Annotated in this window: 13 protein-coding genes and 1 tRNA gene; 4 read left to right on the top strand and 10 right to left on the bottom strand. The window is 68.9% G+C overall.

Annotated elements, in window-relative coordinates; all coding sequences use genetic code 11:
- Nucleotides 1-18: 18 nt before the first annotated feature.
- From KHO18_RS09915 to KHO18_RS09900, 4 genes are all read right to left on the bottom strand, one after another.
- A tRNA-Leu gene (locus KHO18_RS09915) sits at nucleotides 19-105 on the bottom strand.
- Between the two features lie 58 nt (nucleotides 106-163).
- Nucleotides 164-1,756, bottom strand: coding sequence for a GGDEF domain-containing protein (locus KHO18_RS09910; protein ID WP_144197686.1), 1,593 nt, complete (start codon nucleotides 1,754-1,756; stop codon nucleotides 164-166).
- A gap of 98 nt (nucleotides 1,757-1,854) precedes the next feature.
- On the bottom strand, nucleotides 1,855-2,397 hold the full coding sequence (locus KHO18_RS09905) for a hypothetical protein (RefSeq protein ID WP_211943097.1): 543 nt from the start codon (nucleotides 2,395-2,397) through the stop codon (nucleotides 1,855-1,857).
- 46 nt (nucleotides 2,398-2,443) lie between these two features.
- Nucleotides 2,444-3,724: an MFS transporter gene (locus KHO18_RS09900; protein WP_144197684.1), complete on the bottom strand. Its 1,281-nt coding sequence runs from the start codon at nucleotides 3,722-3,724 to the stop codon at nucleotides 2,444-2,446.
- Between the two features lie 169 nt (nucleotides 3,725-3,893).
- Between KHO18_RS09900 and KHO18_RS09895 the strand changes: the two genes are divergently transcribed.
- On the top strand, nucleotides 3,894-4,844 hold the full coding sequence (locus tag KHO18_RS09895) for a LysR substrate-binding domain-containing protein (protein WP_144197683.1): 951 nt from the start codon (nucleotides 3,894-3,896) through the stop codon (nucleotides 4,842-4,844).
- Here KHO18_RS09895 and KHO18_RS09890 read toward each other — a convergent pair.
- A complete protein-coding gene (locus KHO18_RS09890; RefSeq protein WP_244844674.1) occupies nucleotides 4,803-5,111 on the bottom strand; it encodes a DUF2917 domain-containing protein in 309 nt (102 codons plus the stop codon). The two genes, KHO18_RS09895 and KHO18_RS09890, sit on opposite strands and share 42 nt — an antisense overlap.
- Nucleotides 5,112-5,311: 200 nt before the next feature.
- Between KHO18_RS09890 and KHO18_RS09885 the strand changes: the two genes are divergently transcribed.
- Nucleotides 5,312-5,746 carry a hypothetical protein gene (locus tag KHO18_RS09885; RefSeq protein WP_211943096.1) on the top strand — a complete coding sequence of 145 codons (435 nt, stop codon included), beginning with the start codon at nucleotides 5,312-5,314 and terminating at the stop codon, nucleotides 5,744-5,746.
- On the opposite strand, the gene KHO18_RS09880 is transcribed toward KHO18_RS09885, so the two are convergent.
- The 5 genes from KHO18_RS09880 to KHO18_RS09860 form a co-directional block, all read right to left on the bottom strand.
- A complete protein-coding gene (locus KHO18_RS09880) occupies nucleotides 5,741-7,378 on the bottom strand; it encodes a phospholipase D family protein (protein WP_244844672.1) in 1,638 nt (545 codons plus the stop codon). The genes KHO18_RS09885 and KHO18_RS09880 overlap by 6 nt on opposite strands.
- Nucleotides 7,379-7,469: 91 nt before the next feature.
- Complete coding sequence (locus tag KHO18_RS09875; protein WP_144197681.1) at nucleotides 7,470-8,300, bottom strand: mechanosensitive ion channel family protein; 831 nt, start codon at nucleotides 8,298-8,300, stop codon at nucleotides 7,470-7,472.
- A gap of 187 nt (nucleotides 8,301-8,487) precedes the next feature.
- Entirely contained in the window at nucleotides 8,488-9,954 is a 1,467-nt protein-coding gene (locus KHO18_RS09870) for an efflux transporter outer membrane subunit (protein ID WP_144197680.1), read from the bottom strand.
- A 25-nt stretch (nucleotides 9,955-9,979) separates the two neighbouring features.
- On the bottom strand, nucleotides 9,980-11,596 hold the full coding sequence (locus tag KHO18_RS09865) for an MDR family MFS transporter (RefSeq protein ID WP_211943095.1): 1,617 nt from the start codon (nucleotides 11,594-11,596) through the stop codon (nucleotides 9,980-9,982).
- Nucleotides 11,589-12,746, bottom strand: coding sequence for an HlyD family secretion protein (locus KHO18_RS09860; RefSeq protein WP_144197678.1), 1,158 nt, complete (start codon nucleotides 12,744-12,746; stop codon nucleotides 11,589-11,591). Before KHO18_RS09860 ends, KHO18_RS09865 begins: the two co-directional genes overlap by 8 nt.
- 113 nt (nucleotides 12,747-12,859) lie before the next feature.
- On the opposite strand from KHO18_RS09860, the gene KHO18_RS09855 reads away from it, so the two are divergent.
- Together KHO18_RS09855 and KHO18_RS09850 are read left to right on the top strand one after the other, a co-directional pair.
- A complete protein-coding gene (locus tag KHO18_RS09855; RefSeq protein ID WP_144197677.1) occupies nucleotides 12,860-13,576 on the top strand; it encodes a CerR family C-terminal domain-containing protein in 717 nt (238 codons plus the stop codon).
- Nucleotides 13,577-14,003: 427 nt separating this feature from the next.
- On the top strand, nucleotides 14,004-14,474 hold the full coding sequence (locus tag KHO18_RS09850; RefSeq protein WP_144197676.1) for a copper resistance protein CopQ: 471 nt from the start codon (nucleotides 14,004-14,006) through the stop codon (nucleotides 14,472-14,474).
- Nucleotides 14,475-14,599 lie beyond the last annotated feature (125 nt).

Here is a 14,599-nt window from a genome sequence, read left to right as displayed (position 1 = left end):
GCTTTTTTGCTGAAACTTTGGTGCCCAGGAGAGGACTCGAACCTCCACAGTGTTGCCACCGCTAGGACCTGAACCTAGTGCGTCTACCAATTCCGCCACCTGGGCAAGGTGAGCGGCGCATTCTACATGACCTTGCGGATTTTGCAAGCCCCCGCGCGTGCCACTACGCCTGCAGGCCCATGTAGATCTTCCCATCCTGAACGAAGCGATTGCGCCCGGCGCGCTTGGCCTGGTACATCGCGCTGTCCGCCCGGTGCAGCAGCGGCTCCAGCCGTGGCGCGTCCGGCACCGCGCAGGCTGCGCCCACGCTGATTGTGACGAAGGGCTGCACCGGCGTGCCGTTGTGCGGGATCTCCAGGTCGCGCACCGCCGCCACCATGCGGCGCGCCACGTTGCGCGTCTCGTCCTGCGATGCATCCGGCAGCACCACCGCGAACTCCTCGCCGCCCAGCCGCGCGCAGAACTGCTCCCCCGCCAGCACGCTGGTCAGCGCGGTGGCCACCCGGCGCAGGCAGTCGTCGCCGCAGGGGTGGCCGTACAGGTCGTTGTATTGCTTGAAGAGGTCCACGTCGAGAATCAGCAGCCCGATCGGCGCGTTCGCCTCGAAGGCCCGGGTCACGGCCAGCAGGGACTCGCGCTGGAAGAAGCGCCGGTTCGGAATGCCGGTCAACGCGTCGATGTCGAGGTCCGCCTCCACGCGCGAGAGCCGCGCCTCGGTCTGGCCGAGCTGGGCCGTCAGCGCCAGTTCGCGCGACTGGTAGCGGCTGATGTCGCGCATGAAGACCAGCGTGCCGATGCGTTTGCCGTCCAGCCGCATCACCGGCTCCGCCGTCACTTCGTAGTGCGCGTCCTGGGGAATGTAGGGGACGGCGCCGTCGCCGGCCCCCGCCTCGCGCGGCTGGCGCAGCGCCTCGTCCCACACGGCCGGCATCGGCTGCCCCCGGCGCAGGTCGGGCACCAGCCGCACGGCGGCCGGGTTGAACTCGACGATGTGCCCCTTCGCGTCGACGATCACGCAGCCATCGCCAATCGTGTCGAACACACGCAGCCGCGCGTAGTGGCCGATGTCATCCAGATGGGTGCGCAGCGCGCAGATCCAGACCACCACCGTCATCAGGGAGAACGTGGCCGGGGTCAGGTCGCCGCCCAGCGGGCTGGTCCAGCGCTGCAGGTAGGCCATGTGGGTCAGCAGCGGCAGGGTCAGGCTGCTGGCCACGATGGCCCGGCCCCAACGCGTCAGCGCCGCATTGGGCACCTCCGCCGTAAGCAGGAAGACCAGGCTCAGCAGCAGCATGAAATAGGTCCACGCCGCCACCACCACGTAGCCGGGGCCATGGTGGAAGATGGCGCCCGGCGAGACCCCGGCCGGCATCAGGTCGATGCGCGTCCAGATCAGGTGATGCCGCTCGTTGGTCAGCACCAGCACCACGGACACCACCGCCGCCAGCACCGGCAGCCACAGCCGCGACCACGGCACCACGTAGCGCGGCCGGCTCAGGTGGATCATCGCCACCAGCCAGCCGATGGGCACCATCACGATACCGACGTACTGGGCCTTGGCCCAGAAGATGCGTCCGGCCAGGTCGGCCGAACTGACTTCCAGGAGCCGCCCGCCGCTCCAGATCGCCACGCCGCCGGCCAGCACGAGGAAAGCCTTGATCGTGGGATCGTCGCGGCGCGGCCAGGTGGCGATAACCATGCCCACGCTGCACACCACGGCTATGGTCAGGCAAAGGACAAGAGGGTACGAGGGCATGAGAACGGCGGGGAACCTGATGAAGAGCCGCCGCGCCCGACATGGCGGAGGCGCCCCATTATAGGGGCTAGCCGGGGCGCCACCCCATCGCCCCCCACTTACTTGGAGCGGCTGCGGTCCCCGCCACGCGAGTCCATGATGATCATGGTGCGATCCAGCACGCCGGCGTCGTCGAAATAGGCGCTGAAGTGCGCCGGCAGGTTGCCGGCCATGTACATCCGGTAGCTCCACGCCTCCCGCTTCATCAGGGTGAAGTACTGCACCGGCTCGCGCGGCAGGCCGAAGCGCTCGGCGATGTCGCGCTTGGTCCAGACCCCGGGGCGCGCCTCGTAGATCTCCTTCTCGGTCAGGGTCTGGCGGAAGCCGGTCAGCTTGCCGGCGGCGTCGAAGTCCGCGGCGTAGACCTCGTAGCCATAGGGCTGCTTGGAATAGATCCAGCGCTGGGTGCCGTCCGCCAGCTGGTAGGTCTCGGTCGGGTTGCCGAAGGTCTCGCGCACCGCGCTTTGCGGGCTGCCGAGCATCGACTGGGCGGTCTGCACCGGCTGGAGCGTGGCGCAACCGGCCAGGACCACGGCGGCCACGGCGGCGAGGGCGGCCAGGAGCGCGACGCGGGCGGCGCGCACGGAAAACGGGATGGGCATGGCATGTCTCCAGAGTCCATGCCAAGCATAGCCCAGCCGGCTGAACTCAGCGCTGCGGCTGCGGCCAGCCCGCGCGGACAATCTCCCGGTCGTCGATCGGCCAGTGCAGCGCGGCCGCCACCACGCCGAGCGCCATGGCCCCCATCCACACCAGGTCGTACGAGCGCGTGGCCTCGAACACCACCCCGCCCAGCCAGACCCCCAGGAACGAGCCCAACTGGTGGCCGAAGAACACAAAGCCGAACAGCGTGGTGATATAGCGCACCCCGAAGACCTGCGAGACGATGCCGCTGGTCAGCGGCACGGTGCCGAGCCAGAGGAAGCCCATCACCGCCGCAAACCCGTAGAGCGTAGCGGCGCTGAGCGGCAGCAGCACGAACAGCGCCATCGCCGCCGTCCGTACTAAATAGATACCGGCCAGCAGATACTTGCGCGAATGCCGGCCGCCCAGCACGCCGAACCAGTACGTCCCGGCGATATTGGCCAGCGCGATGACCGCCAGCGCGGCCATGCCCTCGGACGGCTGCATGCCCTTGTCGCGCAGGTAGGCCGGCAGGTGATTGGCGATAAAAGCCAACTGAAAGCCACATGCGAGGAAGCCGAGGTTGAGCAGCCAGAAGCCGGAATGGCGGAAGGCCTCGCGCACCGCCCCAAGCAGCGGCGGCTGGGCGCCGCCAACTCCTCCGCCTCCGCCTCCGACCCCGGCGCCGCCAGCCGGCTGTGCCCGGTCCTGGAACGGCAGCGCCAGCGGCAGCATGGCGGCGGCGGTCACGGCCAGGATCAGCAGCGCGCCGCGCCAGCCCGCCTGGAGGATCATGGCCTGCGCGCCCGGCACCAGCAGGAACTGGCCAATGCCGCCCATCGCCCCGGCCAGCCCCAGCGCCCGGCTGCGCTGCGCCGGCGCAATCATCCGGCTCAAGGCGCCATAGACCACGCCGAAGGTGGTGCCGGACAGCGCCACGCCCACGCACAGCCCCGCTGACCAGACGAACGCCGCCGGCGTGGCCGCCTGCGCCATCAGGAACAGGCCCGCCGCGTACAGCGCCAGGCCGGCCAGCATCACCCGGGCCGAGCCGAAGCGGTCTGCCACCATGCCGGTGAACGGCTGGGCCAGCCCCCAGGTGAGGTTCTGCACGGCCATGGCGAAGGCAAAGGTTTCGCGCGTCCAGCCCCGGTCCGTGATGATCGGCAGCATGAACAGGCCCTGCACGTGCCGAGCGCCCAGCGCCAGCCCCATCACGAGCCCGCCGGCCAGCAGCAGGAACCAGGCGGTGCGCCACCAGGGCGGCAATGCGGTGCCGGCATGGGACGTGGGGTGACTGGTCATGGCGATGGGGTCCGGAAAAGATGGCGATCGGGTCGCACGGTCGTTCTATTTCAGGCGATCGGCGGCGCCGGTTCAAGCGACATTTCCGCCCTGCTGCCATGCGTGCAGCTCATGGCAACAGCGGTTCTCCCGTGCTTTAATCCCAGCACACCATTTCACCCATCCCACCATGTCCGTCCCGCTCGCCCGGCTGTTCCCGCTCGATCTGCTCAAGGGCTTCGTGGCCGTTGGCCGGCGCATGAGCATCACCCAGGCCGCCGACGACCTGTGCCTGACGCAGTCCGCCGTCAGCCGGCAGATCCGCGCGCTGGAAGACCATCTGCAAGTGCGCCTGTTCGTGCGCCAGCATCGCGGCGTGGCCTTCACGCCCGAGGGCGAGCGGCTGTTCCGCAGCGCCGACGGCGCCGTGCAGCAGCTCCAGGACGTGGCCGGCGAACTGCGCAGGCGCGATGGCCGCCAGCCGGTGACCGTGACGGCCAGCATCGGCGTGGCCGGGCTGTGGCTGCTGCCGCGCCTGGGCAGCCTGCAGCGCGCCCATCCGCAGCTCGACGTACGGCTCTCCGCGAGCAACCAGATCAGCGACCTGCGTGCGGACGGCATCGACCTCGCCATCCGCTATTGCCGCGAGGCCGACGCCCCGGCAGACGCCATCCGCCTGTTCGATGAAACCATCGCCCCGGTTGCCCATCCGTCGCTGGGCGCGCACCGGCTGACCACCGTCGCCGAGCTCGCCCAGTTGCCCCTGCTCGAATTCGACGATCCACGCCCCTGGCTGCACTGGCGCAACTGGCTCGGCGCGCATGGCTACCGGCAGGCCAGCCGGCGCGGCATCCTGCGCTTCAACCAGTACGACCAGATGATTCACGCGGCGCTGGCCGGCCAGGGGGTGGCGCTGGGGCGGCTCGAATTGATCCAGCCGTTGATCGCCGGCGGGCAACTGGCGGTGGTCGATATGCCCGGCGCCGCGCTGGGCAGCCCCAACGCGTTCTGGCTGATCCACGCCACCGACCATCCGCGCGAAGACGTGGCGCGCGTGGCCGCCTGGATTCGCGCCGAGGCCGCCCGGGTGGCGCCCGCCTCAGCGCAGCGGCAGGCTGCGCCAGCGCCACCGGGGCCGTAGCGGCGGCGTAGGCGGCGTAGGCAGGGCAGGCGGGGCGCTCACCCGGCACACGGTCACGGCGCCGTGGCCCAGCGCGGTCAGGAAATAGGTGGCGTCCTCGGTCACGCGGTGCCGCTGCCCGGCCTCCAGCACGATATCGGGCGAACGCCGCGGCCGGGCGCCTTCCAGCGTCAGCCACAGCGTGCCTCCGGCGCAGGCCAGTTCGGCCCCGGCGCGCAAGGCCATGGGCAGGCAGTCATTCTCGATCATCAGGGTGTAGGTCATCATGGGCTCCGGCAACGCTTTCATCGTCGCCGACCGGCCGGGCCGGTGCCATGCGGATTGCGGCGCGCTCGCATGACTTCCGCGCCGACGTTCGGGCTGACTTCCGCGCTGACTTTCGCCAACAAGACGTCAACTTTCCGGCAGGGGATGCCGATAGAATGCGGTGTCGGCGCGCATTCCGTGCCGTCTTGCCACCGATTGCCATGGACCCGATCTCGTTTGAATTTGTCTCCGTCGAGGAAGCCAGGAAGATTCTCGACGGCGAGGTGCCGACTACCGGCACCGGCACCGTGGACTGGCGCGACGCCCGCCAGCCGCCGGACCCGGCCACGCAGGTGCTGACGCCCGCCGCGCTGAAGTGGCTCGCGCAGCTACCGCGCGAGGTGCGGCCCCTGGAGCTGTTCCACACCTATCCGCGCATCGCCAATCAGCTTGCCGCGCTGGCCGGCCAGCAGGGCTACCCGACCCCGGTCACGCTCTTCCTGGCCGACCTGCTGATCGACAAGCGCGGGAGCCGGCAAGGCTTTCCGGGCGGCATCGCCCAGGAGCTGTCACGGCTTCAGGAGCATCTGCTCCAGTCCTCCGAGCCGCCCGAGGCCGATTCCCCCCCATCCGCCCCATCCGCCCCATCCCTATAGCTGGTCCTCCACCGGCAGCACCCGCAGGATGCCGATGCCCATGTGCTGCCACACACTCATGTCGGGCTCGCTCTCCACGGTTGAAACCTCGCCTTTCTCGCGCGTGGTCCACGTCATGGACTCCCCGCCGCCCTCCCCTTTGCGCAGTTCGACCTTGTAGGCGATGTCGAGCAGGCCGTCATCCATGCTCTTGACCAGCCGCTCGGCCAGCGGGGGGCTGTCCAGCACCACGCCCATCTCCGTATTGAGCTTGATCGAGCGCGGGTCCAGGTTCAGGGAGCCGATGAACAGCAGGCGCCGGTCCACCACATAGGTCTTGGCGTGCAGGCTGGCGCGGCTGGAGGCGAACATCCGGCTCTTGCGCGCCCGGCCGCGCGCCAGCTCGGCGTTCGCGGTGGGCTTCAGTTCATAGAGTTCGATGCCGGCCCGCAGCAGCGCCTTGCGCCGGGGCGCGTAGCCGGCGTGCACGGCGGCCACGTCCGTGGCGGCGAACGAGTTGGTCAGCACGCGGATCTTCACCCCCCGTTTGGCGATACCGGCCAGCCAGGCCATGTTCTCGTCGTCGGGCACGAAATACGGCGACACCAGCACCAGCTCGTGCTCTGCCTTTTCCATCATCGCGCGCAACTGCGGAATGGCGTGGGAGGTTGGGTCGTCCGGGTCTTCCTCCACCTTGTCGGCCTTGTCCGCGATGATGCGCGCACCGCCCACGTAGCCGGGCAGATGCCCGAGCTCGATCCCGCGCGCCAGCCCCGAGTCGAGCAGTTCCTGCACGAACTCGCTGGCGCGCACCTGGTCGCCGCGCGCCTCGATGGCCTTGCGGAAGGCGCGCAGCTCGGCCGGCGCCTCCTTGCCCTCCGGCACCAGCGTGGCCACCGGGTAGGCGCTCGCGCTGTTCCAGTATTCGTCGAACACGGCGCTCGCGGCCGGCACGGCGGGCCCGGCCACCATCACGTCCAGGTCGCTGAAATCCATGTCCGGCTTGGCCGAGAAATAGGCGTCGCCGATATTGCGCCCGCCGACGATGGTGACGAGGTTGTCCACCGTCATCTGCTTGTTGTGCATGCGGCGGTTGAGCCGGCCGAAGTCAAACGCCAGTTCGAACCAGCGCGCGCGGCGGCTGGCAAACGGGTTGAAGATGCGCACCTCGATATTGGGGTGGGAATCGACGGCGGCCCAGGTCTTGTCCTGCTTGCCGGTGTGGATGTCATCCATCAGGATGCGCACGCGCACGCCCCGGTCGGCCGCGTCGATCAGGTCGCCCATCAGCACGCTGCCGGTGTTGTCGATGTCGAAGATGTAGTACTGGATGTCCAGCGTCTTCTGGGCGGCGCGCGCCAGCGCCATGCGGGCGGCCAGCGCGTCCGGGCCGGCGCCGAGCGGATAGAAGATCGACTTTCCGGGGTTCTGCGCCAGCCGGGGCGCCAGGGTGCGGGCCAGCAGCGTGTTGCTGGTGTCCTTGGCGGCGTAGCTGGGGGTGCGGCCGGCATTGGCCGGCAGGCTCGCGCAACCGGCCAGCGCAGCCAGGCAGAGAGCGGTCAGCAGCAGCGCCGCCAGCGAGCGGCCGCGCCGCCAGCCGGCCCAGCCCGGCCCGCCCACCCCGTCCATCCAGAGCCTCAGCATCGGCGCCATGATCCGCTCTCCTCGAAGATCCCCGTCAGGCCATCTTGCTGCATTGCGGGAACGGCTCTGCATCCGCCCCTTTCTTCACCTGTCTTCCACCTTATACCGCCGCCCCCGCCTGCGGGAGGGTGCACGCGCGGTAGTAGCCGCGCACGATCTGCTGGGCCACCGGCAGGCGCGCGCTCACCGGCACCGGGAACCGCACGATGGCGTCCACCCGCTCGGCGTCCACGGGTTCGAACAGCACGCGCGGCTCGAACTGCGACAGGTCCACGAAGCGCATGTCGCCATACCGGCGCAGCGTGCGGCCGGCCTCTTCCATGAACGGCTCGCACGCCTGGCGCGCCACGGCCAGCAGCTTCGCCTCCACCACGTCCGGGTCCATGCCCACCGCCAGCGGAATGCGCACCATGTCCAGCGTGTACTTGCCGGCCTGCGAATGGTTGCGCACGGCCGTGGTCAGCAGCAGGCTGTTCGGCACCTGCACCGTAAAGCCCGTGTACTGGCGCGTGGGCGCCACCTCCACCAGCGTGGTGGACATGACATCCATGTCGATGACCTCCCCGCCGAACGGCCCGATCTCGACCAGATCGCCCAGCTGGTAGGGCCGCGTAATCATCCGCATGAACGCGCCCAGGAAACACATCACCAGTTCCTTGCCGACCAGGATCAGGGCCGCCGCGAACGCCGCCAGCGAAATGGCCACGCTCTTCAGCTCCGACACCCAGATGCCGAGCAACAGCAGGAACATCACTGCCGCCACCACATTGCGCGACGCCACGGTCCAGGCGCGATAGGCGCCCCGGTTGTCCGCCTGCAGCCGCCCCGAGAAGAAGCGGTTGATCAGCTTGACCACCAGCGTGCCCGCCAGGACCACCACCATGCTGGCGACCACGTTGATCAGGAGACTGTCGTTGGCGTTGAAGTGCATGGCGGGCGGGCATCCGGGGGCGCGCGCCGGCGGGATCTGTAACACATTGTTGCAAACCACGGCGCGGGGGCGGCGCCAGCTGATCAGATGCCGATGCCGCCCACCCGGATTCTATCCACACGCCACTGTGCCGGGCGCGCGGTGGCGCCAACAGGGGTGGGCGTCTGGTTTGCGTGTAGGCGTTTTCTTAGGTGCGCCAGCCCAGCCCCAGCGCCTTCTGCAGCGAAACGTAGTCCTTGAGCAGGTTGGCATCGCCCGAAATCCGGTCCTGCTGGGCCACCACGCGGGTGCGCTCCACGTCCAGCCATTCGAGCATGCTGGCGGTGCCCGCCCGGTAGCGCTGCTGCTGGAGCGTGGAGGCGCGCTCGGCGGACGCCTCCACGCGGCGCAGCACCACCACGTTGTCGCGCTGGTGCCCGTAGCGGGAGAGCGCCACGTCGGCATCGCGCAGCGCCTTGAGCACCACGCTCTCGTAGCTGGCCTCGGCTTCGTCCCGGCCGGCCTCGGCGTTATCCACGCTCGCCGCCACCCGGCCAAAGTCGAGGATGTTCCATTGCAGGCGCGGCAGCGTCAGCCACGTGCCGTTTTCCTTGCGGACGAGGTGGCCCGGGTCCATCGCACTGAAGCCGAGCGAGCCGAGCAGCGACACCTTCGGGAACCAGTCCGCCTTGCGCTCGCCGATCTGCGCCGTGCGCGAGGCCAGCCGGCGTTCGGCCACGCGGATATCGGGCCGGGCCTTGAGCAGCGTGGCGGGATCGCCCACGGCCACGGTCTCGGGCAGCACCGGCAGGTCGCGCGACGGACCCAGCGCAGTGTCCAGCGTGCCGGGCGAGCGGCCGGTCAGCAGTGCGAGCTGGTCGAACGATTCGATCAAACCCGCCTCCACCGGGGCGATGCGGGCGCGGGTGTTTTCCAGCTGCGTCAGCAGCCGTTCCACTTCGAGTTCGGAGGCCACGCCGCGCGCGCGGCGCTGGCGGGTCAGGTCGAGCATGTCGGCTTCCAGCGTCTCCGACGCGCGCAGATGGGCCAGGCTGGCCTGCTGCTCGCGCAGCGTGACGTAGGCCTGCGCCACTTCGGCGGCCAGCTGCACGTGGGCATCGGCCAGTTCGGCATCGGCGGCATCGGCCTCGGCGGATGCCGCTTCGATGGCGCGGCGCGTGCCGCCGAACAGGTCGAGTTCCCAGCTCGCATCGAACCCGGCGATATAGAGCGACAGCGGCCCCCGGCCGCCCCCGCCCCCTCCGCCCCCTCCGCCCCCTCCGTCGCCGCCAAACGAGGCCAGGTCCGGCTCGCGCGTGCGCAGCATGGCAGCGCTGGCATTGACCTTCGGCATCAGGTTTGCGCGATTCCCGGCCAGCCCGGCGCGGGCTTGCCGCACGCGGGCGCGCGAGGCGCGGATGTCCGGGCTGTCGCGCAGCGCGGTTTCGATCAGGTTGGCCAGCAGCGGGTCGCCCAGTGCGCGCCACCAGTCGGCCACGTCAGGCTGGCGTGCCTCGGCCAGTGTCGGTGCGTGCGGGAAGGTGCCGGCCGCCACCGCATTGCCGGCCACTTCCGGGGCGGTGCGGTAGTCGGGGCCCACGGTGCAGCCGGCGGCGGCCAGGGCGGCAACGAGGAGAATCAGCGCCGGCCGGGCGGCGCGAAGGGGTGCGTACATATTAGGTACCGCTTTATTTATCGATTTAGTGACCGGCTTCGACCGGGGCTGCGCCCGGACGGGGCGCCTTCAGCAGCAGTGCCAGCGGCACGCAGCACAGCAGCGCCAGCCCGAGGGCATAGAAGGTTTCCGAGAACGTCATCACCGCGGCCTGCCGGGCGATCTCGCCGGACAACTGCGCCACGGCCTGGAGGCTGGCGTGGGCATAGTCGCCGCCCTGCGCCACGAAGCTGGCGATGCTGGAGGACATGTGCTCCTGCCCGATCGAACTATTGGCCGTGACCGATTCCCGGATCACCGCGTCGTGGTAGGCGTTGCGGCGGTCGATCAGCGTGCCGAGCAGCGCCAGCCCGATCGAGCCGCCCAGGTTGCGGGCCATGTTGTAGAGCCCGGCGGCATCGCCGGCCTCATGGGTGGCCACTGCCGCCATCGACGCCTGATTCAGCGGCATCATCGCCAAAATCTGCCCGAAGCCGCGCAGGATCTGCGACAGCGTGAAGTCATGCCCCACGCTGTCCGTCGTCAGGCTGATATCGAGCATGCAACTGCCGAAGAAGCACACCAGCCCGGTAATCACCAGCCAGCGGCTGTCCACCTTGCCGAGCAGGCGCGGCAGCACCGGCATCATCAGGAACGCCGGCAGCCCGGACAGCAGCATGATCCCGCCGGCCTGCTCGGCGTTGTAGCCGGCAATCGTGGCCAGGAACTGCGGCAGCAGGTAGGACACCCCGTACAGCCCCGCCCCGACCACCGAGACGATCAAAATCACGCTCGCGTAGTGCTTGTTCAGCAGCAGGCGCAGCCGCACGATGGGTGTCTTGGCCGTGAACTGGGCGACGAACATCATCCCCAGGCCGATGGCCGACAGGGCGGACAGGTAGACGATGGTCGCCGACTCGAACCACTGCTCGCGCTGGCCCTCCTCGAGCACCACGGTCAGCGAGCTGAGGCCGATGGCCAGCCCGATAATGCCGAGCCAGTCCGCCTTGATGAAGGCCGACAGGTCCGCCCGCTCGGGCTTGAGCCCGAAGTACAGCAGCGGCACCAGCACGGCAGTCACCGGCAGGTTCAGGAAGAAGCACCAGCGCCAGTTCACGTTCTCGGCCAGCCAGCCGCCCACCACGGGGCCCAGCAGCGGCCCGAGCAGCACGATCAGCCCGAACATCGACATGCCGATGGGCATCTGGTGGCGCGGCAGCCGGGTACGGACGATGGTCTGCGCGGTGGGGATCATCGCCCCGCCGGCAAAGCCCTGCCCGATCCGGCCGATGACCATCTCCGGCAGCGAATGGGACAGGCCGCACATCATCGAGAACGCCGTGAACAGCAGCGCGTTCCACATCAGGAAGCGGCGCAGCCCGAACACCCGCGTCAGCCACGCGGTGAGCGGGATGATGACGATCTCGGCCATCAGGTAGCCGGTGGACACCCACGTGCCCTCGGTGCCGGCCGCGCCGATCTGGCCCTGGATCTGGGGCAGCGCCGAGTTGGTGATGGAGATGTCGAGCGTGGCCAGCAGCGCGCCGAGCGAGCCGGCGGCCACGGCGATCCAGTCGGCGGCGGTGGCGTTGGCGGGCTTGTCGTTCGGTGGCGTGGCGGGAGCGGCGGGGGCGGCCCCGGCGGGGAGCGCCGTTTCAGCCATGGCGGGCCTCGCCGGCGCGGGCTTGTGCCGGATGCATGTCCCGCGTATCGACATCCACCACCACGGAGAGGCCCGGCATCAGCACCGCGCGCGCCTCCGGCGTCACATCCACATGAATCCGCACCGGCACGCGCTGGACGATCTTGGTGAAGTTGCCGGTGGCGTTCTGCGCCGGCAGCAGCGCGAACTGCGAGCCGGTGCCGGGCGAGAGGCTGTCCACCACGCCGTGGAGGTCTTCACCGGGCAGCGCATCCACATGCAGCGTCACACGCTGGCCGGGACGCATGCGACCCACCTGCGTTTCCTTGAAATTGGCGGTCAGGTAGAGGTCCTGCACCGGCACCACGGTCAGCAGGCGCGTGCCGGGCTGGGCGAACTGGCCCACGCGCACGCCCTTGTCGGCCACGCGGCCGGCGTTGGTGGCGCGAACCACGGTGTCATCCAGGTCGAGCCGGGCCTGCCGCGCGCTGGCCTGTCCCACCTCCAGTTGCGCCTGCGCCTGCTGGAGCCGCGCCTGCAGCGTCACCACCTGGCTCTGCTCCACACGCAGCGCGGCCTCGTTGGCGGCCAGCGTGGTACCCGCGCGGGTCTGGGCGTTACGCAGTTCGGCGGTACGTTCCTCGGTCTCGGCGCCGGACTTCACCAGCGGCGCGTAGCGCTCCACCTGCGAGGCGGCGTAGCGGGCGTTGGCGCGGGCGCCTTCCACCTCGGCGCCGGCCTGGGCGATGCGCGCCTTCTGCTGGGCAAGGTCGGCCTCGGCCCGCGCCACGTCCGCCTGGCGCGAGGCCACGGTGGCCTGCGCCTCATCGAAGGCCGCCTGGTACTGGCGATTGTCGAGGCGCACCAGCGCCTGACCCGCGGTGACCTGCTGGTTGTCGCGCACGAAGACTTCGGCCACGTAGCCGCTCACCTTCGGCGCCACCGTCACGCTGTCCGCCTGGAGGTAGGCATCGTCGGTGCTTTCGATAAAGCGGCCTACCAGCCACCAGCGCGTGCCGAATGCCACGGCGGCCAGCAGCGCGAGCGCGCCCAGCGCCAGCAGCACGGTGCGGCGGCGCGAGGCAGCGCGCGGCTTGCGCGCCGAAGATCCAGTGGAGGCAGGGAGGCCGGCGGCCGGATGGGCGGCGGCGGAAGATTGGGGGGCAGACATGGGGGCGCGGGGCTTTGACAGCACTAATGACGGGGACCGCGCAATTATTCCACTTGGAATAATTGTGTCAACTGATATATTTCTGCCTGCCCACGGACTGAGGAAAACGCAACATGGCCCGACACAAGCCCGCCACCGAAGGCGGCTACCAGCGCGGCGAAGAGACGCGCGCGCGGATCATCGACGCCGCGCTGCGGCTCTTTGGCGCACACGGTTTCGATGGGGCCTCCACGCGCGACATCGCCCGCGAGGCCGGGGTCAACGCGCCCGCGCTACAGTACTACTTCGACAATAAGGAAGGGGTGTACCTGGCGTGCATCGACTACTTCGTTGACCGCGCCTGGGGTCTGCTGGCCGATGTGGTGATCGCCGCCGAGGCCGTCGTGGCCCGCCCGGATGCCACCGACGCCGAGCTGATCGACGCCTACCTGGGCCTGCAGCTGCGCTTCACCACCTTCCTGCATGAATGCCCGGACACCGACCACTGGCGCCAGTTCATGGCGCGTGAGCGCGCGGGGCTCGGGCCGCCCGCCGCGTTCGAGCGCATCGACGCGGGCATCAATCGCCGCATTTTCGCGGTGACATCACAGGTAATCGGGCGCCTGACCGGCCAGCCGGCCACGGACGAGGCGACGCGCATCCGCACCATCGCCATCGACAGTCAGGTGGCAGCCTTCAAGGTCATGCGCCGCCACGTGCTCAAGGCGCTGAACTGGGACGCTTTCGGGGAAGCCGAGACCGCCCGGGTGCAGGAAGTGATCCGCGAGCAGACGCGGACGTTGCTCCAAGCGCTCGTTGCGCAGCGCAATGCAAAGGATCTACGAGGCTAGAGCATTTACTCTAACTCCCAGGATGGTGGGATGGAACCTTTGTGATTAGGTCGTCAAATCAATGACTTAAGTCATCACACCATCCAGCCTGACGAGGCAAATCGCCCATTTTTCCAACGAAATACGATTGCGCGGCGCAAAAAGTCCTTGCTTGTCTATCTAGTAGTAGATACTATTCGAGCCATGGACGCCGCTGCACCACCCGGCAAACAGAAACAAGCCCCGCGATGCAGTACCCGTCCACGCAGTACAAGTTGTCGATCAGTACCGGAAGGCGGTCTTTTTTTTAGCCCTGAAAATCTACCTACCAGTAGATAGCAGCAAAAGAAAAGACAGCCACAATGCAGCAAAACAACGCAGCACCGACGGCCCCGTGATCCACCTCCAATCGAGATCGCCCGGCCCAACGAAGACAAGGAGCTACACCATGAACGCCAAGACCATCCTTACCGCCGCCGCCCTCGCCGCCGCCTTCGTGACTGGCGCTGCGCAAGCCGCTCCCGCCAACAAGACCGGTGAAGTCTACGGCTACAGCTACCGCGTGAACGACGCCCGCAACGCCTTCACCGATGGCGCCCGCGCCAGCGGCGTGAACGAACCGCGCAACCCGTATGTCGATGGTGCCCGCGTTGGCAAGGCTGACCCGTTCACCGACGGTGCCCGCACCGTTGCCGGCCTGGATCGTACCGGTGTTTCGGCCAGCCCGGCCCGCACCGCCGACCCGTACCTGGACGGCGCCCGCCAAGGCAGGTTCGACACGTTCAGCGAAGGTGCCCGCACGGTAGCCGGCCTGGATCGCACCGGTGTCTCGGCCAGCCCGGCCCGCACCGCTGATCCGTACCTGGATGGTGCCCGCCAAGGCAAGTTTGACCCGTTCACCGAAGGCGCCAACGCCTGAGTCCCGCCCGATGACGGCGGATTGGAAGTACGTCAGACAAACGGAGCAGTAGCCTCGGGGCTCCCCGAGGCGGGCTCCGGGTTGTCATTCCTGGAGTCCATCATGACTTTCCGTAACAGTGCAGT

It is taken from the genome of Cupriavidus campinensis, from assembly GCF_905397395.1.
Taxonomy (GTDB): Bacteria; Pseudomonadota; Gammaproteobacteria; order Burkholderiales; family Burkholderiaceae; genus Cupriavidus; species Cupriavidus campinensis.
This window is presented reverse-complemented; position numbering and strand designations above follow the sequence as displayed.